Origin of the sequence: Halorubrum aquaticum, assembly GCF_900113615.1 — an archaeon.
Taxonomy (GTDB): Archaea; Halobacteriota; Halobacteria; order Halobacteriales; family Haloferacaceae; genus Halorubrum; species Halorubrum aquaticum.
In genome coordinates, this window is record NZ_FOPZ01000007.1 from 109439 (window position 1) to 133158 (window position 23720).

The window sequence follows — 23720 nt, forward strand, 5'->3', positions numbered from 1 at the left end:
GGTGGTACGGTGATCCCCACCCCGACGTACCTCCAGTTCCACCTCGTCTTCACCCTCCCCGCGCTCGCGGCGCTGTGGGCGACCGCGCCACGGTACGAGGGGGTCCGCCGTCGCCGCGCGGCCGCGGGGATCGCGGTCCTCGTCGGCATCGCGTACGCGTACACGACGCCGTGGATCGCCCACATGATCCGCCGGGGGGCGTGGTGGTACGCCGACGGCGCGGTGCTCGTCCGGGCGCTGTCGGTTCCGCTCGGGGAGTACCTCTTCTTCGCGATCCAGACCCTTCTCGTCGCGCTCGCGCTCCACCGGGTCGGCTTCGACCCGACGTTCCGCGAGGGCGACCTCGACCGCCGCCCGCGGATCGCGGGCGTCCTCGTCGGTCTCGCGGCGCTCGTCGGCGGCCTGTGGCTCGTCTCCCTCGACCCGTCGTTCCGCTATCTCGGCGGACTCCTCGCGTGGGTCGGCCCCGTCCTCGCGCTCCAGTGGGCCGTCGGCGGCGGCTACCTCGCCCGGGCGCCCCGGCCGTGGCTCGCGGCGACCCTCGGGCCGGCGGCGTACCTCTGGACCGTCGACCGGATCGCGATCGGGTTGGGAACCTGGCGCGTCTCCGCGGAGTTCACCACCGGCGTGGCCGTTCTCGGGCTCCCGATCGAGGAGATGGCCTTCTTCGTCGCCGCCGGGCTGATGGCCGCGAACGGGCTCGTCCTGTTCGAGTGGGTCCTCGACCGGAACGACCGGCGGGGGACGATCGCGGCGGACCGTCGCGGCGACGCGGTCGACCGGACGGTCACGCGAGCCGTCACGCCCGTCAAGTCGGACGAACCGATCGGGCCGACGGGGCCGACCGAGTCGGTCGAGCCGGTCGGGCCGACGGAGCCGATCGAACCGGGCGTCGACCCCGATCCCGTCGATGACTGACCCGGGGAACGACGACCGCGCCGCGCGATCGGTCGTCGACCGCTGGTTCACACGGTATCCCGCGATCGCGCTGGCGGCGCTGGTTCCGTTCGGGGCAGTCACCCCTCTGTTTCCGGTCGAGATCGGCATCGCGGCGTTCGTGCTCGGTACCCTCGTCGTCGGGATGGCCCACGGCGCGGTCGATCACCTGGTACCGCTGCGGGCGGCTGCCGGCGACGGAGCGGAGGGCGGCGTGTCGCTCCGGCGGTCGGTGGCGGTCGTCTCCGTCGTCTACGCGGTTCTCGGCGGCGCGGTCGTCGTCACGTTCGTCGCCGCGCCCGCCGTCGCGTTCGTCGGATTCCTCGGGCTCACGTGGCTCCACTGGGGGCAGGGCGACGTGGCCGCGCTCGCCGTCGCCGGCGTCGAACACCTCCCGACGCGCGGCGAGCGGGCGCTCACCCTGTTCGTCCGCGGCGGGCTTCCGATGGCCGTTCCGCTGGTGAGCCGCCCCGAGGAGTACCGGCTGGTCCTCGAGCGCGTCGTCGGGCTGTTCGTCGTCGACGGAACCGCCACTACCGCCACTACCGCCACTACCGCCCTCGATCCGCTCTTTGCCCCGGCGACACGGTTCGCGATCGGCGCGGCCATGGCGGTCGCGACGCTGCTGTCCCTGGGGCTCGGGTACCGCCGCGTCCGGAACGGTGCGGACCGTCGGGGGTGGCTCCGGGACGTCGGCGAGACGGGGCTCTTGTGGGCGTGGTTCCTCCTTTCCGCGCCCGTCTTCGCGATCGGGGTCTACTTCGCCGCCTGGCACTCGCTCCGTCACGTCGGACGGCTGCTGTTGGTGGACCCGGACGCCGTCTCGGACCTCTCCGACGACGCGAGGGGCGTCCGGGGGGCGCTCCGTCGGTTCGCTCGCGACGCCGCGCCGCTCACGCTCGGCGGTTTCCTCGTCGTAGGGGGGATGGCGCTCGCGGTCCCTTCCGGCGTCGGCGACGCCGGGGACCTCCTCGCGGTCTCGCTCGTCGCCATCGCGGCGCTGACGCTCCCGCACGTCGTCGTCGTCGCGTGGCTCGACGGGAAACAGGGGGTGTGGCGGCCGGCCGGTCGGGGGTAGGAACCGAGGCGACGGCACCGTCACTCCCAGCCCGGCGTCCCCGGCGCGCCGGCGTCGTCCTCCAGTTCGCGGACCAGTCGCTCGCGGGCGTCGGCGTCGAGATCGACGGCGACACCGTCGGCTTCGGTCCGCTCGCGCCACTCCCGGATCGCCCGCCCCGCCCACGAGTCGGCCTCGCGGGCCCGAGTGCGCGCGTCGGCCATGCGGTCGCGGTCGACGGAGAGCGACCCCGGCCGGGAGCCGGCGGCGGCCCCGACGAAGCGGGCGCGGTCGTCGGCGGTCGCGTCGCCGTCGCGGAGCCGCGCGACCGTGCCACCGAGGTCGTCCGGATCCGGGTACGCGAAGACGGTCGAGCCGAGCGCCTGCGGGCCGAACGCCGGCGCGGGGAGGTCCGCGGGCGGCTCGTCGTCGAGCAGGCGCTCGCCGCCGCCGGCGGCCTCGACGCGCTCGCACCCGGTCTCGGCGTCGAGCGCGAGGTTGTGACCGGGATACGTCGAGCAGGTCCGCGGGTACGCGTCGTCGTCGTGGATCCGACACTGGAGGGTGAGCGGGTCGAGGAAGACGCAGGCGTCGAGCCAGCGCGCCTCCTCGGTGCCGATCGGCGCGACCGGCTTCGGCGGCTTCCGGAGGCCGACCACGAAGACCGGACGGTCGCCGGCGGCCGCGAGGTCGACGCCGTCGATCCGGACGCGGTCGTCGCTCTCGGCGGGCTCGAAGAGCCGGGGCGTCATCACGTCGCCGAGCCCGCGGTCGAGGAAGCCGACCGCCTCGTCGCGGGTGAGCGGCACGAGGTCGTAGACGTCGTCGAGCGGGGGCCGGGGACCGGCTCGGTCGGAGCCGGCGGCCTCGGGCGCGAGCGGCCGCCAGTCGACACAGCAGCCGGCACAGCCCTCACAGCGGAGCTCCATGTGCGTCGTGCTAGCGGTTGACGTACTTAAAACGGATCGGCCGGGTGCGAGTCGGCGGACGCCGGAGCCGCGCCGGCGACCGGAACGCGGGTCAGTTGACCCCTTCGGTGATCCGTACCGCGCCGTTGATGATCTCGACGACGATCGTCTCGTTCGGGTCGTCGGAGACGCGAACCGTGGCCGTCTCCGACGCCGCGTCGTCGACGGTGGCGCTCACGGTGTACTCGCCGGCTTCGAGGAGGTTCACCGAGCTCCCCGACTGGTCGGAGAGCAGGTGGTACTCCCCGCGGTGGCGCAGTTCGTCGTCGCGACGGATCTCCAGTCGGACGTCGTGTTCGGTCCGGCGGTCGTGGTTGCGGACGTGGAGGTCCTCGCTCTCGAGTCGCCAGCGGGTGCTGTCGTCGGTCGTCTCCGGTGCGTGGAGGGGGTCTGACGGGGGGACCATACGCGTCGTTTCGGCCGACGGAAACATGAGTACCTCGGAGGGTAAAACGCGCGTTTGAGGGACCGATCGGCGGCGACCGACCGCTCGAAGCCGATCGGCGGCGAGCGACGCGCCGTGATCGGGGCGTGAGGCGGCTAGAGTTCGCCCTTCGTGCTCGGCGTGTCGCTCCGACGCTCGTCGATCCGCGTCGCGTCGTCGAGCGCGCGCGAGAGCGCCTTGAACAGTGCCTCCACCTCGTGGTGGGCGTTCTCGCCCGTCTCGACCGCGGCGTGGAGCGTGAGCCCGGCGTTGTGGGCTAAAGAGAGCGCGAAGTGGTCGGCCATGACGCTCGTGAACCCGCCGATCGACTCCTGGGAGAACTCGCCGGAGAACTCGTAGTACGGCCGTCCCGCCACGTCGACGACGACGCTCGCGACCGCCTCGTCGAGGGGGACCCGGCGGTCGGCGTACCGCCGGATCCCGCGCTTGTCGCCGAGCGCCTCGTCGAACGCCTCGCCGAGACAGATCGCCACGTCCTCGACGGTGTGGTGGTCGTCGATGTGGACGTCGCCGTCACAGCGGACGGTGAGATCGAAGAGGCCGTGTTTCGCGAACGACTCGAGCATGTGGTCGTAAAACCCGATCCCGGTGTCGACCTCGCTCTCACCGTCGCCGTCGATCGCGAGGGTCAGATCGATCGTCGTCTCCGCCGTCTCGCGGGAGACGGCCGCGGTCCGGTCGTGCTCGCCCATACCGGACCGTCGGCGGGGGCTCTTAAGGCGATTGCGGGTGGGACGGCAGGGACGAGGAACGCGGGTAACGCGGCGGTGGCTATTTCACCCGCGCGGGAGTGGTTTCTCGCGGAATGGACGCTCCAGACGGTCCGGACGTGCCGGAGTCGGGCGGTCCGAGCGACCCGAGGAGGGAGATCGACGCCCCGAACGATCCCGGCGGGGTCGACGTCCCGGACGTCCTCGCCGAGGTCGTCGACGCCGACACCGGGGAGGGGGAGCTCGAACGGACGATCGGGCTCACCGGCGGGCTCGCGATCGGGATCGGGACGATGATCGGCGCGGGGATCTTCGTGTTCCCCGGGCTCGCGGCCGAGAACGCCGGTCCGGCCGCCTCGCTTTCGTTCGCCATCGGCGCGGTCGTCGCGCTGCTCGTGGCCCTGCCGGCCTCCGAACTCGCGACGGCGATGCCGCGCAGCGGCGGCGGCTACTTCTTCATCTCGCGGGGGCTCGGCACTGCTCCCGGCGCGGTCGTCGGGCTCGGGCTCTGGCTCGGGCTCGTCTTCGCCTCGGCGTTCTACCTCGTCGGGCTCGGCAGCTACGCCGGACAGGTGTTCCTGGAGGCGGGGATCGCGCTGCCCGTCGACCCGGCGGTCCCGCTCGGGGTCGCGTTCGGGGTCGGGCTCACGGCCCTCAGCCTCTTCGGGACCGAGAACACCGCCTCGCTCCAGAACGGGATCGTGGCGGTCCTGCTCGTCATCCTCACGCTCTTCTTGAGCTACGGGAGCCTCGACGCGCTCGGCGTGTTCGGAACGGAGAGCACCCCCGAGCGCTTCTTCCCTCCCGGCGGGCTGTTGCCGGTGCTCCAGACGGCGGCGCTCGTGTTCACCTCGTATCTCGGCTTCGCGCAGGTGGCGACCGTCGCGGGCGACATCAAGGACCCCTCGCGGAACCTCCCGCTGGCGATGGTCGCGTCCGTCCTCGTCGTGGGCGTGTTCTACGTCGTCACGGTCTTCGTCGCGACGAGCGCGTTCGGCAGCGCCCGCCTCGGCGAGTTCGGCGAGACCGCCATGGTCGAGGTCGCCCGCGAGTTCGTCGGGTTCCCGGGGGCGATCGCCATCGTCGTCGCCGGCCTGTTGGCGACCTTCTCGAGCGCGAACGCGTCGATACTCAGCGCCTCGCGCGCGGTGTACGCCGTGAGCCGCGACGACCTCATCCCCGCGAGCGCGAGCCGGATCAACCTCCGGTACGGGACGCCACACGTCGCCCTGGGGCTCGCCGGCGGGCCGATCGTCGTCCTCGCCGCGACCGGGCAGGTGGAGCTGCTCGCGGAGGTCGCCTCCTTCCTCCACCTCGTGATGTACGGACTGATCTGCGTCGCGCTGATCCGGCTCCGGCGCGAGGGCCCCGACTGGTACGCGCCGTCGTTCCGCTGTCCGGCCGGCTTCGCGGTCGCCGGCGTCGGGGCGCTCGCGAGCTTCGCGCTGATCGCGTTCATGCAACCGGCGTCGATCGGGATCGGGATCGCCGTCATGGTCGCGGCCTACGGCTGGTACCGATACTACTCGACGGACGTCGAACTGAAAGGGAGGTTCTGAGATGACCGACACGACACCACCGGACGACCCGACACGAACCGAGACCGACCGACCCGCGGTGCTCGTCCCGCTGGAGGTGCTGGAGGGCGAGTCACCTCCGACGGGCACGCCGGACCTGCTCGCGAACGCCCACGTCGTCCTGTTGGGGTACCACGTGATCCCCGAACAGACGGCCACGGAACAGGCGAGAGAGCAGTTCGGCGAGACCGCGATGGCGAAGCTCGAGGGGTTCGCCGGCACGCTGGCGGAGGCGGGCGCGACCGTCGAGGTGCGACTCGTGTTCACTCACGACGAGCGAACGACGATCGACCGGCTCATCTACGAACACGACTGCCTCGCCGTGCTCGTTCCGAACAGCACCGAACGCGTCGAGGAGGTCCTCGTCGCCGTGCGCGGAACCGTCGGGATCGACCGAAACGCGCGGCTCGTCGCCGGCCTGTTCGCCGGCACCGACGTCGCGGTGACGCTCTATCACGTCCTCGACGACGACGAGACCACGGACGACGGCGAGACCCTGCTGAACGGGGTGAAAGCCGAACTCGTCGATCGCGGAATGGATCCCGACGGGATCGAGGTCGTCGTCGAGGACGCGGCGGCGGCGGTCGACGCGATCGCCCGCCACGGCGAGGCCCACGACGCGGTGATCATGGGCGAGACGGACCCGTCGGTCACCACGTTCGTCTTCGGGATGCCCTCCGAACAGGTGGCGGAGCGCTTTCTCGGTCCGGTGCTGGTCGTTCAGCGGGAGCGACCCGAAGGCGAAGCCGAGGAGTGACCGACCGGGCGGGTCCCGCCGGCCCCCACGTCCTCCGTTCAGACCTCGTCGGCGGCCGCCTGTGCCTCCCGCAGCGTGAACCGGCCCTCGTAGAGGGCGGTGCCGACGACCACGGCGGCCGCGCCGGCCTCCTTCAACGCCACCACGTCGTCGACGGTCGCGACGCCGCCCGAGGCGATCACCGGGATCTCGACCGCCTCGACCACGCTCGCGACCGCCTCGCGGTCGATCCCCTCCAACCGTCCCTCGACGTCCACGTTCGTGAAGAGGACCGCGCCCGCACCGAGTTCCTCGTAGCGCGCGGCGGCCTCGGCGGGGTCGAGGCCGGTCCCCTCGGTCCAGCCGGCGACGACGACCTCGCCGTCCCTCGCGTCGAGGCTGACGACGACGCTTCCCGGGTGCGTCCCGTCGATCTCGGCGACGATCTCCGGGTTCTCCACCGCCGCGGTACCGAGGATCACGCGGTCGATGCCGGCGTCCACCAGCCCCCGGGCGTCCTCGGCGGTCCGGATCCCGCCGCCGAGCTGGAGGCCGACCGCGTCGTCCGTGGCGTCGACGACCGCCTCGATCGCGTCGGCGTTGGCGCGCTCGCCCTCGAAGGCCCCGTCGAGGTCGACGAGGTGGAGCGTTCGCGCGCCCGCCTCGGTCCACCGCGCCGCCGCCTCGACCGGGTCGCCGTAGCGTTTGCCCGTGCCGCGCTCGCCGCCGACGAGTTGGACGACGGAGCCGTCCTGGACGTCGACCGCGGGGATCACCTCGAACTCGGAGAAGCCGCTCATACCGGGACACACTCGCGGGATCGATTAAACGGGTCGGTCTCGGTCACGACCGGAGACGGAACCGGCGGAGTCGACGACGACACGGATCCCTTATGTAACCACCGAGTACAACAACCAAGTAATGATCGACGAGACGACGGAGGCGGACGGGTCGACGGGTCGACACACGCGGCGACGATTCATCGCGCTCGGCGGCGCGGCGGGGGTGGCGGGACTCGCCGGCTGTAGCGCGGAGCGGACGGGAGACGACGGTTCCGGCGGCTCCGGCGACTCCGACGGCAACGAAACGAACGGCGACGGGAGCGACGGCGACGCGGAGGACGCGGGCGAGGACGGGGAGAGCGAGACGCCGACTCTGACGGTCGCGACCTACGGCGCGTTCATCGACGCGCCCTCGGTGAGCCCCGGCGAGTGGCTCAAAGGGGAGTTCGAGTCGCGCGTCGACGCCACGCTGGAGTGGGCGACCCCCGACAACGAGGTGAACCACTACGTCGAGCGCGCGGCCTCGGGCGCGCCGATCGACGCCGACCTCTACGTCGGGCTCACCACCGAGGACCTGGTTCGGATCGACGAGGAGCTCGACGACGACCTCTTCTCCGCCGCCGGCGACGTCGACGGGGCCGACGCGGTCCGCGACGGCCTGCGCTTCGACCCCTTCGAGCGGGCCGTCCCCTTCGACACGGGCTACGTCAGCCTCGTGTACGACGGCACCGAGACGGAGGCACCGGAGACCTTCGAGGGGCTGTTGGCGGAGGAGCACCGCGGCGACCTCATCGCGCAGAACCCGGGCGGCTCCTCGACCGGCCGCGCGTTCCTGTTACACACGATCTCCCGGTTCGGCGACGGCGGCGTCGCCGCCGACGGGGACGAGGAGGCCGTCGAGGGCGACGACGGCGACCCCGACTACGACTACCTCGACTACTGGGCGGAGCTCCAGGACAACGACGTGCGCGTGCTCGGCTCCTGGGACGACGCCTACACCTCGTGGTCGGAGGGGGAAGCGCCGATCGTGGTCTCGTACTCCACCGACCAGGTGTTCGCGGACATGGAGGGCGCGGACCTCCAGGAACACCGGATCCGTTTCCTGAACGACCAGGCGTACGCGACTCCGGAGGGGATGGCGGTCTTCGCCGACGCCGACGAGCCCGACCTCGCCCGCGAGTTCATGTCGTTCATGCTGGAACCCGAGGTCCAGGGGGAGATCGCCCAGCGCAACGTCGCGTTCCCCGCGACCGACACCGCGGAGCTCCCGGAGGACTACGCCGAACTCGCCCAGGAGCCCGCCGATCCGGTCACGTTCACGTACGACCAGCTCCAAGGGTCGCTCGACGCATGGATCACCGCGTGGGAACGCCAGTACAGGGGCAACTGAGTCCCGGCCCGTGAGCGACGGATCGCGCGGTCGTGACGGGTCTGACGGGTCTGACGAATCGGACGGGACCGACAACCGGCGGGACCGTCCGGTTCGGCTCCGCGACGGGAACCGGACGACCCGGCTCGGCGATCGCATCGAGCGACGCGCGCTGACCGGACTCGCGGCCGCGACGGTCGCGGTGTTGGCGCTCGTCTTCTACTACCCGGTCGGGACCGTCCTCGTCGAGTCGGTCGTCGTCGACGGCGCGGTCACGCTCGGCGTCTTCGCCGACCTCCTGCGCGACCCCTTCTACTTCGGCGAGCTCGCGCGGCTGTTCGCGGGCGAGAGCCCGCTCGCGGTCGTTCGGGGACTGCTCGGCGCGGATCGCCGGCTCGGGATCGTCGGATTCACCGCCTACCAGGCCGCGCTGTCGACGATCGCCAGCGTCGCGCTCGGGCTCCCCGCGGCCTACCTGCTCGCGCGCTTCGAGTTCCCCGGTCGGCGGACGCTGCGCTCTCTCACCATCGTCCCGTTCGTGCTCCCGTCGATCATGGTCGCGGTGGGGTACGTCGCCACCTTCGGCCGAAACGGGACGCTCAACGCCGTCCTCGGCGCGGTCGGGCTCGGCCCCGTCGACCTCATGTTCACGCTGGAGGCGATCGTGATCGCCCACGCCTTCTACAACGCGCCGCTCGTCGCGCGGGTAACGACGGCCGCCTGGGAGTCCGTCGACGCCGGCGCGGTCGAGACGGCCCGGAGCCTCGGGGCGAGCCCGGCCCGGGCGTTTCTCCACGTCGTCGCGCCGCAAGTGTACCCCGCGGTCCTGATGGGGGCGGCGCTCACCTTCGTGTTCACCTTCGGGACGTTCCCCATCGTGTTGGCGCTCGGCGGGTTCGAGCTGGCGACCGTCGAGGTGTTCGTCTACCGGCTCGCGCGCGACCTGAACTACGCGGAGGCGGCGGCGCTCGCGGTCGTCGAACTCGTCATCTCGCTGTCCGTGCTCGGCGCGTACCTCCGGTACGAGGCGAGACACACGGTGACCTCGCGGGGCGTCAGGCCGCTCCCCCGGCGACCCCTCCTCCCGTCCGCACCGACGGCCCGCGAGGTGCTCCCCCGGCTCGGGCTCGGCGTCTACGGCGTCGTCGCGGCGCTGGTCTTTCTCGCACCTCTCGCCTCCATGGTCCTCGCGAGCGTCACCGGCGGGGACGGCGGACTCACGCTCGAGCACTACCGGTTCCTGCTGGAGCGCCAGCGCACGGGCGCGGCGTTTCAGGTGCGACCGTGGCCCGCCGTCCGCAACTCGCTCGTCTTCGCGGCGGCGTCGGCGCTCGTCGCGCTGCCGATGGGGGTCGTCGTCGCGGTGATCACGACCCGCGAGTACCGCGGCCGGAAGCTCGTCGACGCGGTCGCGATGGCACCCTTCGCCGTCTCGGGGATCCTCGTGGGGCTCGGGCTGCTCCGCGGGCTGGTCTTCGGCGTCGAGGTCGCGGGGTGGCGGATCGCGGTGGCCGGCTCGGCGGCGATCGTCGCCGCCCACGCCGTGGCGGGCTACCCGTTCGTCGTCCGGACGGTCGCGCCCGGCCTGGAGTCGCTCGACCGGTCGCTGATCGAGTCGGCGCGCGCGCTCGGCGCGTCGCGGGCGCGGGTGCTCCGGGACGTCGAACTCCCCTTGGTCTGGCCGGGCGTCGTCGCGGGTGCGGCGTTCGCGGTCGCCATCTCGATGGGCGAGTTCACGGCGACGGTCGTGCTCGCGACCGGCGCGGACGCCTACACGATGCCGATCGCGATCGAACGGTTCATCGGCCGGCGGCTCGGACCCGCGACCGCGATGGGCGTCGTCCTCCTCGTCGTGACCGGGGTCAGCTTCGTCGTGATCGAGCGGCTCGGGGGTGAGTACGATGGGATCTGAGGGGAACCATCGAAAAACGGGTCCCGACGCGAACGCCCCCGTCGCGGTCGAACTCGAGGGCGTGGGAAAGCGCTACGACGGGACGGTCGCCGTCCAGGACGTGGACCTGCGGATCCGGGAGGGGGAGTTCTTCACGCTCGTGGGACCGTCCGGCTGCGGGAAGACGACGACCCTCCGGCTGATCGCGGGCTTCGAGGAGCCCACCGAGGGACGGATCCGCTTCGGGGACCGCGACGTGTCGGGCGTCCCGCCGGAGGCCCGGAACGTGGGCGTGGTGTTCCAGAACTACGCGCTGTTCCCGCACATGACCGTCGGCGAGAACGTGGGCTACGGGCTGCGCTTCTCGGAGCCGCCGGGCGGCGCGAGTCGCGAGGAGCGCGTCCGCGAACTGCTCGAACTCGTCGACCTGCCGGGGACCGCCGACCGCGACCCCGAGAGCCTCTCGGGCGGGCAACGACAGCGAGTGGCGATGGCGCGGGCGCTCGCGCCCGGTCCCGACCTCCTGCTTCTCGACGAGCCGATGAGCGCGCTCGACGCGCGCCTGCGCGAGCGGCTCCGTCTTCAGGTGCGTTCGATCCAGCGGGAGCTCGGGATCACCACCGTCTACGTCACCCACGACCAGGAGGAGGCGCTCTCCGTCTCCGACCGCGTCGCGGTGATGCGGGGCGGGACTCCAGAGCAGGTCGCGCCGCCGCGGACGGTGTACCGCCGGCCCGCCTCGCGATTCGTCGCCGAGTTCGTCGGCGACAACAACGTGTTCGAGGGGGTCGTCGCGGAGGGGAACGGTGGCGTCGAGGCGGGGGTCGGAGCGGACTCGACGGCCCGAACCGTCCCCGTCGACGTCGGCGGCGAGACCCTCCGCGTCGCGGTCGGTGGCGAGGCGGACGCCGAGGACGACGTCCCGCGTCCCGGCGACTCGCTGACGTTCTGCGTCCGCCCGCAACACCTGCGGGTGGGCCGGACCGAGAACGGGGTCCGGGCCGAGGCCGAGAGCGCGGAGTTCCTCGGCGAGACGACGCGGGTCCACCTCGGATGGGGCGGGCGGGAACTCGTCGTGCGGACCGAGGACCCCCTGTCGGGAACGGTCGCGGTGGGGTTCGACCCGGCCGACGCGCACGTGATCGGGGCGGATCCCGGCGAGTGAACGGCACCGAACCGCGCGGCCGATACGCCTTAACGGCCCGGCCTCCAAACCGTGGTATGGCCTCGGAGCCGTGTGACGTCTGTGAGCGGTCCGTCAGGATCGCCGGCGGGATCGGCGACCTCTGGAACTTCGCGTTCGAGTCGACCCAGGGGCTGACCCTGGAGCTCGCCGACGGCTCGGAGTTCTTCCTCTGTTTCGAGTGTATGGAGTCGCTGCCGGAGGACACCGAGCCGACCGCCGAGGACGTCGCCGCCCTCCGGGAACGGACCGAGCCGGTCGAGGAGGACGGTAACTCCTTCTGGCACTGGGGGTAGTCGGCGACGCGAGAGACGGGCAGCCGGACGGAACCCCGGATCCGTAGCGGTCGCTGACGGCTGAAAACGACGGACCCGCCGAATACGGACGTGTTCTGAAACCGTTCTGAAAAGCGTTGAAAAGCGTTGAGAAGCGGTCGAAAACGCTCTAGAGCCGGTAGCGGCGGCGCGGACCGAACCGGATGATCCGGCCGAAGGGTCGCGACGCGCTCTGCGGCACGGAGAAGTCCGCGAGGAAGCGGACGGCCGTGAGGACGACGACTCCGCCGGCCAGCAGGGCGAGCATGGCGGCGGGGTACTCCACGGCGATCAGCGCGCCCGTCACGAGCAGGAAGATCGCGAGGATCGTGCCGAGCGAGCTGGCGACCGACGGCGGGTCGCTTTGGAAGCTGGGCTGTCGGGTCGATGTTCGGTCAGTCTGTGACATATCTCTCCCTTGGCTCTGTGTAGGGATAAACCTTTCATATTCCAAATATGTTTTGACAATTGGTACCATTTGTCAGGTATATAGTGGGCCTGAAACGCGAATATACGCCGTGTAACGAGTACCATGGTAGTCGTTTCGTATTCATCAGGAATTAGAACTATACTGATCGATCATGTTCCGAAGACGGGATCGAAGGCGGGCGGCGAGGTGCCGGATCGTCGTCGTCGCGGTGAACGCTCCGGAGTTCCACCCCGCCCCATTCCGTCTTCTCTCATTCCATCCCACTTTCTCTCATTCCATCCCGCCCCGCTCCGCTCCGTACGGTCCCGCAGGGCCCCGCACCTCACACCCCTTCGGCCTCGTCGCCGGGCTACGGCCGGCTGCCAGTGGCGCGCAGCGCCACGCTGTCACCGGCGCTACGCGCCGGTTGCAAGCGAGAGCTTTGCTCTCGCCCTGCCGGGCGCTCACGGGATCGCGCCGCCGCGAAGGCCGATCGGTCGAACCGCGTACTCGTCTCGAGCACCACGACCACGCCCGAACCGGCATCAAAAGTACCATACCGTCTCCCGACCCGGTGTACGGTATCGGGTGACCCCAGTGACGAAGAAACGCGAATACCGCGACGACTACCAGGACAAGACGCTGTACATCCCGGGGCCGACGGAGGTCCGCGAGGACGTCATCGAGGCGATGGCCGAGCCGATGTTCGGCCACCGCATGGACCGGATGACGGACCTCTACACCACCATCGTCGAGGACACCAAGGAGTTCCTCGGCACCGACAACGAGGTCGTGATCCTGACGGCTTCCGGCACCGAGTTCTGGGAGGCGTCGACGCTCAACCTCGTCGATGAGAACATTCTCGTACCGACCTGCGGGAGCTTCAGCGAGCGCCACGCCAACGTCGCCGAGCGACTCGGCAAGGACGTCGACCGGCTGGAGTACGAGTGGGGCGAGGCGGTGAAACCCGAGGACGTCCGCGATCACCTCGAATCGACGGACGAACACTACGACGTGGTCGCGACCGTGATGAACGAGTCCTCGACGGGCGTCCGGAACCCGATCGAGGAGATCGGCGACGTGATCGCCGAGTACCCGGACACCCACTTCGTCGTCGACGCGGTCTCCGCGCTCGGCGGCGACTACGTCGACATCGACGAACACGGCATCGACACGATCTTCGCGTCCACCCAGAAGGCGTTCGCGATGCCGCCGGGGCTCGCGGTCTGCGTCGTCAGCGACGACGCCTACGAGCGCGAGGTCGAGAAGGGCGACTCCTCGTGGTACGGCGGCTTCCGCCGAACCATCGACTACTACGACCGGAAGGGCCAGACCCACTCGACGCCCGCCATCCCGATCATGCTCGCCTACCGCAAGCAGATGAAACACATGCTCGAGGAGGGCCACGAGGCACGCAGCGAGCGCCACCGCGAGATGGCCGAGTACACCCGCGAGTGGGCGCGCGAGCACTTCGACGTCTTCCCCGAGGAGGGGTACGAGTCCCAGACGGTCGCCTGTATCGAGAACACGCAGGGGATCGACGTGGCCGGAACCATCGAGACGGTGAGCGAGGAGTACGACATGGCCTTCTCGAACGGCTACGGCTCGCGACTCGGCGAGGAGACGTTCCGGATCGGTCACATGGGCGAACACACCGTCGAGAGCGTCAAGGAACTCACCGACGCCATCGAGGACGTCGCCGGACTGTAGCGGCCGATACTCGTCTCACGGGGTGAAAACGGGCCTCTCGACCCACCGACAAGATATTTGGCCCGCCCCTTGGTCTCGGAGGACATGGACCGCGATTCCCTCCGCGCGGCGCTCGAGCGCTGGACCGACGCGGGCGTGATCGACGAGGAGACCGCGGCGCGGATCCGCGAGTTCGAGCGGGCGGACGACGGCGCCGAAACGGGAGACGCCACCGTCGAGCCGACCGACGGCGACGGCGACGGCGGGCTCCTCGAGGAGAACCGGGTCGTCGTCGCGCTGGCGCTGATGGGCGGCGTCCTCGTCGCCGTCGGCGTCGGCGTGTTCCTCTACGAGCGCTGGGAGTCGATCCCGGTCGTCGTTCGAGTCGCGATCCTCGTCGGGATACCCGTCGCCGCCGGGGGAAGCGGCGCGCGCCTCCGGGAGGGCTCTCCCCGGACCGCCCACGGCCTGTGGCTGCTCGCGGCGCTCTTCACCGGCGTGACCCTCTTTCGGCTGGCGGAGCTGGCCGCGGTCGTCGACGTCGATGCCGCGGAGCCGTGGCTGCTGGCGGCGTGGACCGGGGTCGCGATCGCGATCGCGGCCGGGCTCGACTCGCGACCGATCGGGGGTGCGGGAGCCGTCCTCGGAGCCGCGACGCTCGTGTCGGCGACCGATCCGTCGGAGTTCGTGCTCCTGTTCGGCGCGTACGGCGGGCTCGTCTACGCCGCCGGACTCACCGCCGCTGGCGACCCTCCACTCGCCGCCGATGCCGACCACGATATCCCGCGATTCACCGCGACGCTCCGCTGGGTCGGCGGGGGATTCGCGGTGGCCGCGCTCGTGCCGATCGTCGCCGTCGGGTCGCCGCCGCAGGGGACCTCCGCCGGAACCGTCCTCCTCGTCGCGGCGAGCGCCGTCGCCGCCGCGGTCGCGGTCGGCCGCGCCGGCGGCGACCGGCTCGCGCGATACGCGGCCGCGCCCGCGGTCGCCGCTCCCGCGGCGGCCGTGCTCGTGTGGACCCTCACCGGGCGCGTCGGCGACTTCGCGGGCTCGCTCGTCGCGCTCGCCTGCCTGCTCGCGCTCGTGTTGGCGCTCGTCGTCGGAGCGGTGGGGCTCCGGGAGGCCGCACCGGCGAACGTGGCCGCGCTGGGGTTCGTGCTCGGCGTGCTCGCCTTCCTCGTCGGTCCGATCGGCGACGCGATCTCGGGCTCGCTGGCGCTCGTCGCCGCCGGGACGGTCCTGCTCGCCGCGGGGCTCGGTGCCGAGCGCGGCCGACGGGCGGTGCTCGCGCGGATCGGCTGAGCGCGAAGGCGAGACGGGAAACGACGGTTCGGAGACGCGAGCGGCGGTCAGACCGCCCCGGCGAGCGCGTCGATGCCGGTCTCCCACAGCGAGAACCCGAGAAGGACGCTCGCGGCGAAATCGAGCGCGAAGAAGCAGAACAGCGCCGCCCCGGCGAAGTGCGCCTTCCGGAGGTCGAACCGGTGGGAGAAGCGGTGGAAGAAGTACGCGTTCGCGAGGCTGATCGGGATGATGGCGAGCATCTCCCCGGTCCAGATCGCGGTCGGGAACGCGCCGTACTGGGTGGCCAGCGAGATCGTGACGAGCTGGGTCTTGTCGCCGAACTCGCCGAACGCCATCATCGCGAAGATCGGGAGGAATCCGCCGAACCGATTCGGAACCCGCCAGCCGACGAGCGGGACCCGCACGTCGAGTTCGCCGCCGTCGGTCAGCGAACCGGTGGCCGCCTCGGGGTCGTCGGCGTCGGGATCGGGCGCGCTCCGGTAGAGCAGGTACGCGAAGACCGAGAACAGCACCGCCGTCATCGCGTCCAGATAGATCCCCGGCAGCGCCTCGGTGATCGCCTGCCCGAACCGGATCTCGAGGACCGTCCAGCCGGCGAACGCCGCCGCGGCCGCGCTCACGACCACGGCGGGCCGGTAGCGCGTCGAGAGTCCGGCGATCAGGAGTTGGACCTTCTCGCCGGGGAGGACCGCGAGCTGTGCGCCGGCGGCGATGAGGACGACGGTCAGCCACGTGGTCTCGGTCATCGGGTATCGACTCGTCGAAGCGTCGACGGGCGAGATTTAGAGACGGCTAAAAGAAGTGTTTTGCGCATACGGAAAACCGGTCACAGCCAGAGTAACTGGGCGTGCCGGGTGCCGTCGAACTCCAGGACCGCCTCCTCGTCGACGAGCCCCGCGTCGACCGCGACGCCGACCGCCTCCCGACCGACGAGGTTCCCGACCTGCGCGCGGTGAAGCGCGGCGACGACCGCCTCGGCGTCGGCCTCGACGGCGTCGTCGCCGCCGTAGAACTCCTCCGTCACCGAGAGGCTGGCGCGTCCGTTGTCGTAGGTCTCGCCGAGACAGTCGGCGTCACAGACCGAGACGAGCGTCCCTTCCGGCGTCTCTCGCTCCCGAAGCAGCATCTAGAAGCCCTCTGGACCCTCCCCCTGAAGCTCGCGCTCCGGTTCGCCCGAATCGGAGCCTTCGGGCCGGCCGCCTCGACCGGGCTGCCCGCCCCGGCCGCCTCGACCTCCTCGGCCGCCAACGCCGCCTGCGTCGCCGCGGCCGCCCATGCCGCCCTGTCCGGCCTGTTCCTCGACCATCCGTTCCTCGGCCTCCCGGCGGATCTCCTCGGCGCGGTCGGCGACCTCCTCGGCCTGCTCGTGTTCGCCAGCCTCCTCCAGCGCGCGGGCCTTCTCCTCCAACACGCCCGCGTCGCGGTAGCCGAGGCGGATCGCGTTGTCGAAGCAGTTGACGGCGTCCTCGTGGAGGCCGCGTTCGACGAGCAGGAAGCCCCGATTGTACCACGCTTGCGCGAACCGCGGGTCGATCTCGACGGCGCGCTCGGCGTGTTCGAGCGCCTGCTCGTGGCGACCGAACTCCCAGAGCGCGTACGCGAGGTTCGTCTCGGCGCTCGCGGCGTGTTCGGAGTCGTCGTCGATGCGCAGCGCCTCCTGATACGCGCCGATCGCCTCGTCGTACTCCTCGAGCTCCGCGTGGGCCGCGCCCTTGTTCACCCACGCCTCCTGTGCCTCCAGCGAGTCCTCCTCGGCGAACCGGGCGGCGCGCTCGAACGTCTCGGTCGCCTCCTCGAACCGGTTGATCCCCATGTACGACAGGCCCACGTCGATCAGCCGCTCGACGTCGACGGCGTCGCTCTCGACGTTCCGGCGGTCGAGCACGTCGGTGAGGACCCGGGAGTCGACCGGGTCGACCGTGGTCGGGTCCGCGTCCAGCTCCTCGGGATCGAGGGTGAACTCCTCGTAGTCGGCGTCGACGCCCTGGCCCGCGGAGAACTCGTGGCGGTCCGCGTCGCGCTCGTCGGTCATATACCCGGATCTGTCGGTCACGGCGGGTAAGGGTTACGTCGGGGGACGAGCTGGGACAATGTCCCACGGTACCACGACACAGAGTTAAATTCGGGTTTCGTTCACCCGGAACTTTATGTACCTTACTCGAGTGATGTTACTCGGTAATGTCTACCAACAAGCTCTCCACGGCCATCACCCCGCGACGACAGGTCGCGGTCGTCGTGTTGGCCGCCGCGTTGCTCGGCGCGACCGTCGCCCCGAGCGTGTACGCGGCGACCAACGAGACGAGCGACACGGTGGCCGTCGTCGAAGTCGAAGGCCCCGTCAACTCGGCCCTCGCGGACGACGTCGAAAGCGAACTCGCAGCGATCCGCGGCAACGACTCCGTCGGTGCCGTCGTCTTAAAGATCGACACGCCCGGCGGCGCGCCGGTCGCGTCCGAACGCATGTACAAGGCGGTCCAGCGCACGAGCCAGCAGATGCCGGTCATCGCGAGCGTTCAGGCGATGAGCGCCTCCGGCGGCTACTACGCGATGGCTCCCGCCGACGACATCTACGTGCTTCCCACCTCGCAGGTCGGGAGCATCGGACTGAACGCGCCCGCGCCGCAGACGACCCCGCCCGTCTCCGGACCGAGCGGCCCCGACAAGGCCGGCGGCAACGAGATCCAGGGATGGGCCGAACAGCAGACGCTCGCCGACACCTTCATCGACGCGATGATGGCCGAGCGCGGCGACGAGTTCCAGATGCCCCGCGAGCAGGTCGCACAGGCCGACGTCTACCTCGGCACCGAGGCCGTCCAGAACGGCTTCGCCGACGAGATCGGCTCGCTCAACGAGGCGGTCCACGAGGCCGCGACCCGCGCGGACCTCGGGGATTACCGGGTCGACACGCGCGAGACCGGACTCGACACCGGACTCCCGATCCTGCTCCGGACCGACTCGCAGGTCGTCGCGGTGTACGCGAACGACCCGGGCTACGCCGACGTCGAACCGATGCCCTCCACGTACATCCACCTCGAGGCGATCCCGCACGTCGACACGGTAGAGCGGTTCGCCCGAAGCGACCTCGGCGTCGACGAGGCGGGTACTGACGGAAGCGCCGGCACGACCACCTCCGCCGCGAACGACACCGCAGCCTCCCTCTCCGGGGGTGTCTCCGCGTGAGTCGCATCGGAACCCTCGCGGTCGCGTTCCTCGTGACGTTCGCGACGATCGCCGGCGGCGCGGCCGTCGCCGGCTACGCGACGGCCGACGGCGCGGCACCCGCCCCGGAGATCGAGAACGAGCACTACCAGTCGACGGACGTGATCGAGGACGACGACCCGGGCGAGGCGACCGTCGAGCTGTCAAGCGACGCGGAGTCACAGACGGTCCTCATCGATCCCGGCGTCCAGGCGGCGAGCGGCGGCGTGGCGATCAACCCGCTGTCGCTCATCGGAATGGCCGGCGGCGGCGTCGCCGACCGCGACATCCGCCCGCTGGCGAACGCCCTCATCGAGAACGGCCACGACGTGCGGGTGTACACGCCGGAGGCGAACCAACAGCAGTTCCCGAGCCAGCCGGGAGCGTCCGGCCCGACGCCGCTCGGCGAGGACCTCGCCGAGGCGGACGCCTTCGTCACGTTCCGGACCGACTACGGCGAGGACGAGCTCGCGGACATCGAGACGTTCGTCGAGGCGGACGGTCGGATGGTGCTGGCGACGGAGCCCGACGCGACGTTCAGCCAGTCCGGACCGACGTCGCTCGACGCCACGCTCGGAACCACCACCGAGCCCGGGTACGTGTACAACATGGCCGAGAACGACCTGAACTACCAGCGGGTGTACGCGGAGCCGACCGGCGACTCCGCGCTGACCGAGGGGGTCGACCGGGCGATGTTCTCGACGGTGACGCCCGTCGGGACGGCCGCCGAGGGCGGCGACGAGTTCCGGCCGATCGACGGCAGCGAGCTGTCGACGACGCGCTCTTCGACCGACGCGCCGCTTCTCGCCCGCGACGACGGCGTCGTCGTGGTCGGCGATAGCGACTTCCTCTCGCCGGAGAACGCCGCGCGCGCCGACAACGATGTCCTGATCGGGAACCTGGCGGACTTCCTCGTGGAGAACGACAGGGACCCGGAGACGCAGCCGCCGGAGACGCAGCCGGAGGGACCGACCGGCCCGACCGCGCCGACACAGCCCACGCAACCGCCGACGCAGCCCGAACAGCCGCCGACGAACACGACCAACACGACGGCCTGACGAGGGCCGTCCGATTCGTCGCTGAACCACACGGCAGAATCGATTTTTTCGGTCGAACGGCACCGGTAGCGTCGGCTCGGCGGAAGCCATGAGTCCCCGGCGACTCGATCCCCTCCCGTCCATGTCGTCGTCGCCATCGTCGTCGTCCACCTCGTCATCGGCAGCGTCGTCCTCGTCGTCCGTCCGGGCGTTCTTCGCCGTCGAGCTGCCCGACGACCTCGCGGAGCCGATCGCCGACCTCCAGTCGTCGCTCGCGGACGCGCCGGGGATCCGGCCCACCGACCCGAGCCAGGCACACCTCACCCTGAAGTTCCTCGGCGACGTCGCTGCCGCGGACCTCGACGGCGTGCGTGCCGCCGGAGAGCGCGCGGTCGACCGCGCCGGAGTCGAACCGTTCGACTGTACGGTCAAGGGGCTCGGCGTCTTCCCCTCGCTCGAGTACGTCTCCGTCGTCTGGGCCGGGATCGGGAGGGGAAGCGAGGAACTGACCGACCTCCACGAGGCGCTGGAGGCGGAGACGACCGCGCTCGGCTTCGAGCCCGAGGAGCACGCGTTCACGCCGCACGTCACCCTCGCGCGGATGGACGACGGCCGCGAGAAGGACCTCGTTCGGGAGGTCGTCCGCGAGCGGGACCCCGAACTCGGGAGGTTCGAGGTCGAGGAAGTCCGGCTGATCGAGTCGACGCTGACGGAGTCGGGACCGGTCTACGACCCGATCGAGACGTTCGCGCTCGGATCCCGTTGAGCCCGGCGGCGGTTCTGCCGGCGATCCTGGCGTTCAGCCCTTCACTCCGGCGGGGAGCCGGCGTCGGCGACCGCGTCGCGGTCCGCGACCGGGTGTTCGACGCGGACCCGCGTCACCCGCGTTCGGGTCGCCTCGGCGACGACGAGGGCGACGTCGCCGACCGCGACGCGGTCGCCCTCCTCGGGGAGCCGGCCGACTCGCTCCGTGACCAGCCCGGCGACGGTCTCGAACCCGCCGTCGACCGGCAGCGAGAGCCCGAGCGCCTCGTTGAGGTACGCCACGGTGGTCCAACCGCGCGCGACGGCGACCCCCGGCTCGAGGACGTCGACGTGCTCGGTCTCGCGGCGGCCGACCAGTTCGCCGACCACCTCCTCGAGGACGTCCTCGAGGGTCGCAAGTCCCACGACCGCGCCGAACTCGTCGACGACCACCACCATCCGCGCGCCGCTCTCGCGCATCTCCGCGAACAGCTCGTCGACCGGCTTCCCGGTCGGGACGAACGTCGGCTCCGAGAGGACGCTCGCGAGGTCCTCGCCCGCCTCGTCGGCGCGGATCGCGTCGCGGACATCGACGATCCCCACCACGTCGTCGCGGTTCTCGCCGTAGACGGGCAGCCGCGTGAGGTGTTCCGCCGCGGCCGTCGAGACGACCTCGCGGGGCGTCGCCGTGTCGGGGACCGCGACCATGTCGGTTCGGGGGACCATCACGGCGGTGACGCGGGTCGCCTCGAGGTCGAGGACGCCGCGGATCATCGCCCCCTCGCCGGGGGCGAGCGCGCCCGTCTCCTCGCCCGAGAGGACGAGCGTCTGGATCTCCTCGCGGCTCATGTACGACTCGATGGCAGTGTCGCCGCCGACGACCCGGGTGACGACCCCGCTCGCGGCCTCGAAGACGTAGAGGACGGGACGGAGGGCCCGCTGGACCGCGACGACCGGGCGGGCGACCCGGAGCGCGTGCCGCTCGGCGTTCGCGACCGCGTACGACTTCGGCGCGATCTCGCCGAAGACGATGACGAAAAAGGAGGTGAAGACGGTGGAGCCGGTCGCGGCCTGCCCGGCCGGGAGGTACTGGACGAGCACCGCGGTCGCGACGGAGGCGGCCGCGATGTTCGCGACGTTGTTGCTCACGAGCGCGGTGACGAGGAACCGGTGAGGGTTCTCCCGGAGCGACGAGAGCGCCGCGCTTCCGGGGATCCCCTCGGCGACCAGTGCGTCGACGCGGTGTTTCGCGACCGAGAACACGGCGAGTTCCGAACTCGAGAAGAAGGCGCTGATCCCGGTCAGTGCGAGGATCGCGACGGCCCCGAGAAGCGAGAGCGTGAGCGTGGCGTCCATACGCCCACATGCGTGCCGACCCGAAAGGGTGTATCGGCGTCGCCGCGGCTCGGAAACGGCCGGCGTTCCTCCCTCAAGACCGTCCGCGGCGGTACGCACGGATGGGCGGTTTCCATCCGAAACGGAGGGGTTGAATGTACACGATCTCGGATCGAAAGTGGCACAGGGGGGAGGGATCGGGAGGGGCAAAACGGCGCGATGAAGAAAGCGTTAACACCGCGCCGAGGGTCGGTACGGACATGAAGGTACTCGTCACGGACCCGATCGCCGATCCGGGGCTCGACCGGCTCCGGGAGGCCGGCCACGAGGTGGAGACGGACTACGACGTCGAGGGCGAGGCCCTCTTGGACGCCGTGAGCGACGCCAACGCGCTCATCGTTCGTTCCGGGACGGACGTGTCCCGCGAGGTGTTCGAGGCCGCCTCCGAGCTCGTCATCGTCGGTCGCGCCGGCATCGGCGTCGACAACATCGACATCGACGCCGCGACCGACCACGGCGTCATCGTCGCCAACGCCCCGGAGGGGAACGTCCGGGCCGCCGCCGAGCACACCGTCGCGATGACGTTCGCGGTCGCGCGCTCGATCCCGCAGGCACACGGCCGGCTGAAAGGCGGCGAGTGGGCGAAAGGCGAGTTCCTCGGCACGGAGCTCAACAACAAGACGCTCGGGATCGTCGGGCTCGGCCGCGTCGGCCAGGAGGTCGCGAAGCGGCTCGACTCGCTCGGGATGGACCTGGTCGTCTACGACCCGTACATCTCCGAGGAGCGCGCGGCGCAGTTCGGCGCGGACCTCGTCGACGACCTCCACGAGGCGCTCTCCCGCGCCGACGTCGCAACGGTCCACACGCCGCTCCTCCCCGAGACCGAAGGCATGATCGGCGAGGACGAGCTGGCCCAGTTGGAGGGCGGCTACCTGATCAACTGCGCCCGCGGCGGCATCGTCGACGAGGACGCGCTCGCCGAGGCGGTCGACGACGGCGTCGTGGCCGGGGCCGCGCTCGACTCCTTCGCCGAGGAGCCGCTCCCGGCGGACTCCCCGCTTCTCGACGTCGAGGACGTGGTCGTCACCCCGCACCTGGGCGCGTCGACGGAGGCCGCCCAGGAGAACGTCGCCGTCGACACGGCCGAGGCCGTGATCGCGGCGTTCGACGGCGAGCCGGTGCTCACCGCGCTCAACGCGCCCTCGGTCGACGAGACGGCGTTCCCGCGGATCGAGCCGTACATCGCCGTCGCGGAGACCGCCGGCAAGGTCGCCGCCCAACTGCTCGACGGCCGGATCACGGGCGTCGAGGTGACCTACGAGGGCGACATCGCCGCCGAGGACGTGGAACTCGTCACGGCGTCGGCGCTGAAGGGCGTCTTCGAGCCGCTCGAGTGGCAGGTGAACGCGGTCAACGCCCCGCGGCTCGCCGAGGAGCGCGGCATCGAGGTGACCGAGTCGAAGACCCGACAGACCGAGGACTTCCAGAGCATCGTGCGGGTGGCCGTCCACAACGGCGACGACGAGATCGCGGTCGAGGGGACGCTGTTCGCGGGCGAGGACCCGCGGATCGTTCGCATCGACGGCTTCCGCGTCGACGCCGTCCCGTACGGGCACATGCTCGTCGCGCGCAACACCGACGAGCCGGGCGTCATCGGACTCATCGGGACCGTGCTCGGCGACCACGACATCAACATCGCGGGGATGTTCAACGCGCGTGAGACCCAGGGTGGACAGGCGCTGACGGTGTACAACCTCGATCACCCGATCCCCCACGAGGCGCTCGAAGCGCTGCTCGCCGACGACCGGATCGTCGAAGTGACCGAGATCACCCTCGACGGCTCCGAGGAGCGAACCGCCGAATAGAACGGCGAAGCCCTCTCGAGAGTCCCGTTTTCCGGGCGGTTCGACGCGCGCACGACGGCGCGGTACTCCGTGTCGGCGACGAGGTCGGTGAGGGGTGAAGTGTGGTCGTGGCGGAGGGAGTTGCCGAGACGGACGCGCGTGTGGACGGTTCTCAGACCGCATCGCGAAAG

Annotated in this window: 23 protein-coding genes; 14 read left to right on the forward strand and 9 right to left on the reverse strand. The window is 70.9% G+C overall.

What is annotated here, in order from left to right:
• Positions 1–9 precede the first annotated feature (9 nt).
• Together F3H10_RS08190 and F3H10_RS08195 are read left to right on the forward strand one after the other, a co-directional pair.
• Complete coding sequence (locus F3H10_RS08190) at positions 10–918, forward strand: lycopene cyclase domain-containing protein (protein ID WP_149784288.1); 909 nt, start codon at positions 10–12, stop codon at positions 916–918.
• Positions 911–2014 carry a Brp/Blh family beta-carotene 15,15'-dioxygenase gene (locus F3H10_RS08195; protein ID WP_149784289.1) on the forward strand — a complete coding sequence of 368 codons (1104 nt, stop codon included), beginning with the start codon at positions 911–913 and terminating at the stop codon, positions 2012–2014. The genes F3H10_RS08190 and F3H10_RS08195 overlap by 8 nt, the downstream gene beginning before the upstream one ends.
• A 20-nt stretch (positions 2015–2034) precedes the next feature.
• Here the strand turns inward: F3H10_RS08195 and F3H10_RS08200 are convergent, their stop codons facing one another.
• The 3 genes from F3H10_RS08200 to hisB form a co-directional block, all read right to left on the reverse strand.
• Positions 2035–2922, reverse strand: a complete 888-nt coding sequence (locus F3H10_RS08200; RefSeq protein ID WP_149784290.1) for a YkgJ family cysteine cluster protein — start codon at positions 2920–2922, stop codon at positions 2035–2037.
• A gap of 91 nt (positions 2923–3013) precedes the next feature.
• Entirely contained in the window at positions 3014–3367 is a 354-nt protein-coding gene (locus F3H10_RS08205; RefSeq protein WP_149784291.1) for a hypothetical protein, read from the reverse strand.
• 134 nt (positions 3368–3501) lie between these two features.
• Complete coding sequence (hisB, locus tag F3H10_RS08210) at positions 3502–4098, reverse strand: imidazoleglycerol-phosphate dehydratase HisB (protein WP_149784292.1); 597 nt, start codon at positions 4096–4098, stop codon at positions 3502–3504.
• Between the two features lie 113 nt (positions 4099–4211).
• On the opposite strand from hisB, the gene F3H10_RS08215 reads away from it, so the two are divergent.
• Complete coding sequence (locus F3H10_RS08215) at positions 4212–5675, forward strand: APC family permease (RefSeq protein ID WP_223174271.1); 1464 nt, start codon at positions 4212–4214, stop codon at positions 5673–5675.
• A 1-nt stretch (position 5676) separates the two neighbouring features.
• Positions 5677–6450 (forward strand): universal stress protein, encoded by a 774-nt coding sequence (locus F3H10_RS08220; RefSeq protein WP_149784293.1) that lies wholly within the window; start codon positions 5677–5679, stop codon positions 6448–6450.
• Between the two features lie 38 nt (positions 6451–6488).
• Here F3H10_RS08220 and hisA read toward each other — a convergent pair whose 3' ends face one another.
• Positions 6489–7229 (reverse strand): 1-(5-phosphoribosyl)-5-[(5-phosphoribosylamino)methylideneamino]imidazole-4-carboxamide isomerase, encoded by a 741-nt coding sequence (gene hisA / locus F3H10_RS08225; RefSeq protein ID WP_149784294.1) that lies wholly within the window; start codon positions 7227–7229, stop codon positions 6489–6491.
• Positions 7230–7350: 121 nt separating this feature from the next.
• Here hisA and F3H10_RS08230 point away from each other — a divergent pair, with 121 nt between their 5' ends.
• Genes F3H10_RS08230 through F3H10_RS08245 form a run of 4 tightly spaced genes read left to right on the forward strand, consistent with a single transcriptional unit; the run spans position 7351 to position 11950 of the window.
• Complete coding sequence (locus F3H10_RS08230; protein WP_149784295.1) at positions 7351–8601, forward strand: thiamine ABC transporter substrate-binding protein; 1251 nt, start codon at positions 7351–7353, stop codon at positions 8599–8601.
• Positions 8602–8611: 10 nt separating this feature from the next.
• Complete coding sequence (locus F3H10_RS08235; protein ID WP_149784296.1) at positions 8612–10492, forward strand: ABC transporter permease; 1881 nt, start codon at positions 8612–8614, stop codon at positions 10490–10492.
• Complete coding sequence (locus F3H10_RS08240; protein ID WP_149784297.1) at positions 10482–11636, forward strand: ABC transporter ATP-binding protein; 1155 nt, start codon at positions 10482–10484, stop codon at positions 11634–11636. The genes F3H10_RS08235 and F3H10_RS08240 overlap by 11 nt, the downstream gene beginning before the upstream one ends.
• Before the next feature lie 56 nt (positions 11637–11692).
• On the forward strand, positions 11693–11950 hold the full coding sequence (locus tag F3H10_RS08245; protein ID WP_149784298.1) for a DUF7561 family protein: 258 nt from the start codon (positions 11693–11695) through the stop codon (positions 11948–11950).
• 148 nt (positions 11951–12098) lie between these two features.
• Here F3H10_RS08245 and F3H10_RS08250 read toward each other — a convergent pair whose 3' ends face one another.
• Positions 12099–12377, reverse strand: a complete 279-nt coding sequence (locus tag F3H10_RS08250) for a hypothetical protein (RefSeq protein WP_149784299.1) — start codon at positions 12375–12377, stop codon at positions 12099–12101.
• A gap of 597 nt (positions 12378–12974) precedes the next feature.
• On the opposite strand from F3H10_RS08250, the gene F3H10_RS08255 reads away from it, so the two are divergent.
• Together F3H10_RS08255 and F3H10_RS08260 are read left to right on the forward strand one after the other, a co-directional pair.
• Complete coding sequence (locus F3H10_RS08255) at positions 12975–14087, forward strand: pyridoxal-phosphate-dependent aminotransferase family protein (protein WP_149784300.1); 1113 nt, start codon at positions 12975–12977, stop codon at positions 14085–14087.
• 84 nt (positions 14088–14171) lie between these two features.
• Complete coding sequence (locus F3H10_RS08260; protein WP_149784301.1) at positions 14172–15368, forward strand: DUF2157 domain-containing protein; 1197 nt, start codon at positions 14172–14174, stop codon at positions 15366–15368.
• Positions 15369–15415: 47 nt separating this feature from the next.
• Here the strand turns inward: F3H10_RS08260 and F3H10_RS08265 are convergent, their stop codons facing one another.
• The 3 genes from F3H10_RS08265 to F3H10_RS08275 all read right to left on the reverse strand — a co-directional run bounded on the left by F3H10_RS08265 (position 15416) and on the right by F3H10_RS08275 (position 17403).
• Positions 15416–16117 (reverse strand): TMEM165/GDT1 family protein, encoded by a 702-nt coding sequence (locus F3H10_RS08265; protein ID WP_149784302.1) that lies wholly within the window; start codon positions 16115–16117, stop codon positions 15416–15418.
• A gap of 80 nt (positions 16118–16197) precedes the next feature.
• Positions 16198–16497 carry a DUF424 domain-containing protein gene (locus F3H10_RS08270; RefSeq protein ID WP_149784303.1) on the reverse strand — a complete coding sequence of 100 codons (300 nt, stop codon included), beginning with the start codon at positions 16495–16497 and terminating at the stop codon, positions 16198–16200.
• Positions 16498–17403 (reverse strand): tetratricopeptide repeat protein, encoded by a 906-nt coding sequence (locus F3H10_RS08275; protein ID WP_149784304.1) that lies wholly within the window; start codon positions 17401–17403, stop codon positions 16498–16500.
• 146 nt (positions 17404–17549) lie between these two features.
• Between F3H10_RS08275 and F3H10_RS08280 the strand changes: the two genes are divergently transcribed.
• From F3H10_RS08280 to thpR, 3 genes are all read left to right on the forward strand, one after another.
• Positions 17550–18551 (forward strand): S49 family peptidase, encoded by a 1002-nt coding sequence (locus F3H10_RS08280; RefSeq protein WP_149784305.1) that lies wholly within the window; start codon positions 17550–17552, stop codon positions 18549–18551.
• Positions 18548–19627, forward strand: coding sequence for a glycosyltransferase family protein (locus tag F3H10_RS16060; RefSeq protein ID WP_188127905.1), 1080 nt, complete (start codon positions 18548–18550; stop codon positions 19625–19627). Before F3H10_RS08280 ends, F3H10_RS16060 begins: the two co-directional genes overlap by 4 nt.
• A gap of 121 nt (positions 19628–19748) precedes the next feature.
• Positions 19749–20372, forward strand: a complete 624-nt coding sequence (gene thpR / locus F3H10_RS08290) for an RNA 2',3'-cyclic phosphodiesterase (protein WP_149784306.1) — start codon at positions 19749–19751, stop codon at positions 20370–20372.
• 41 nt (positions 20373–20413) lie between these two features.
• Here thpR and F3H10_RS08295 read toward each other — a convergent pair whose 3' ends face one another.
• The gene (locus tag F3H10_RS08295) at positions 20414–21706 is read right to left on the reverse strand and encodes a hemolysin family protein (protein ID WP_149784307.1); all 1293 of its coding nucleotides are present in this window, start codon (positions 21704–21706) and stop codon (positions 20414–20416) included.
• 239 nt (positions 21707–21945) lie between these two features.
• Here F3H10_RS08295 and serA point away from each other — a divergent pair, with 239 nt between their 5' ends.
• A complete protein-coding gene (gene serA / locus F3H10_RS08300; RefSeq protein ID WP_149784308.1) occupies positions 21946–23550 on the forward strand; it encodes a phosphoglycerate dehydrogenase in 1605 nt (534 codons plus the stop codon).
• The last annotated feature ends 170 nt before the right edge of the window (positions 23551–23720 follow it).

Excerpts from the sequence above, each read along its gene's own strand:
- F3H10_RS08265 (WP_149784302.1), bottom strand. The coding sequence starts at position 16,117 with ATGACCGAGACCACGTGGCTGACCGTCGTCCTCATCGCCGCCGGCGCA.
- F3H10_RS08215 (WP_223174271.1), top strand. The coding sequence starts at position 4,212 with ATGGACGCTCCAGACGGTCCGGACGTGCCGGAGTCGGGCGGTCCGAGC.
- F3H10_RS08245 (WP_149784298.1), top strand. The coding sequence starts at position 11,693 with ATGGCCTCGGAGCCGTGTGACGTCTGTGAGCGGTCCGTCAGGATCGCC.
- F3H10_RS08280 (WP_149784305.1), top strand. The coding sequence starts at position 17,550 with ATGTCTACCAACAAGCTCTCCACGGCCATCACCCCGCGACGACAGGTC.
- F3H10_RS08230 (WP_149784295.1), top strand. The coding sequence starts at position 7,351 with ATGATCGACGAGACGACGGAGGCGGACGGGTCGACGGGTCGACACACG.
- F3H10_RS08260 (WP_149784301.1), top strand. The coding sequence starts at position 14,172 with ATGGACCGCGATTCCCTCCGCGCGGCGCTCGAGCGCTGGACCGACGCG.
- F3H10_RS08275 (WP_149784304.1), bottom strand. The coding sequence starts at position 17,403 with ATGACCGACGAGCGCGACGCGGACCGCCACGAGTTCTCCGCGGGCCAG.
- thpR (WP_149784306.1), top strand. The coding sequence starts at position 19,749 with ATGTCGTCGTCGCCATCGTCGTCGTCCACCTCGTCATCGGCAGCGTCG.
- F3H10_RS08270 (WP_149784303.1), bottom strand. The coding sequence starts at position 16,497 with ATGCTGCTTCGGGAGCGAGAGACGCCGGAAGGGACGCTCGTCTCGGTC.
- F3H10_RS08295 (WP_149784307.1), bottom strand. The coding sequence starts at position 21,706 with ATGGACGCCACGCTCACGCTCTCGCTTCTCGGGGCCGTCGCGATCCTC.
- serA (WP_149784308.1), top strand. The coding sequence starts at position 21,946 with ATGAAGGTACTCGTCACGGACCCGATCGCCGATCCGGGGCTCGACCGG.
- F3H10_RS08200 (WP_149784290.1), bottom strand. The coding sequence starts at position 2,922 with ATGGAGCTCCGCTGTGAGGGCTGTGCCGGCTGCTGTGTCGACTGGCGG.
- F3H10_RS08220 (WP_149784293.1), top strand. The coding sequence starts at position 5,677 with ATGACCGACACGACACCACCGGACGACCCGACACGAACCGAGACCGAC.
- hisB (WP_149784292.1), bottom strand. The coding sequence starts at position 4,098 with ATGGGCGAGCACGACCGGACCGCGGCCGTCTCCCGCGAGACGGCGGAG.
- F3H10_RS08205 (WP_149784291.1), bottom strand. The coding sequence starts at position 3,367 with ATGGTCCCCCCGTCAGACCCCCTCCACGCACCGGAGACGACCGACGAC.
- F3H10_RS08195 (WP_149784289.1), top strand. The coding sequence starts at position 911 with ATGACTGACCCGGGGAACGACGACCGCGCCGCGCGATCGGTCGTCGAC.
- F3H10_RS08250 (WP_149784299.1), bottom strand. The coding sequence starts at position 12,377 with ATGTCACAGACTGACCGAACATCGACCCGACAGCCCAGCTTCCAAAGC.
- hisA (WP_149784294.1), bottom strand. The coding sequence starts at position 7,229 with ATGAGCGGCTTCTCCGAGTTCGAGGTGATCCCCGCGGTCGACGTCCAG.
- F3H10_RS08240 (WP_149784297.1), top strand. The coding sequence starts at position 10,482 with ATGGGATCTGAGGGGAACCATCGAAAAACGGGTCCCGACGCGAACGCC.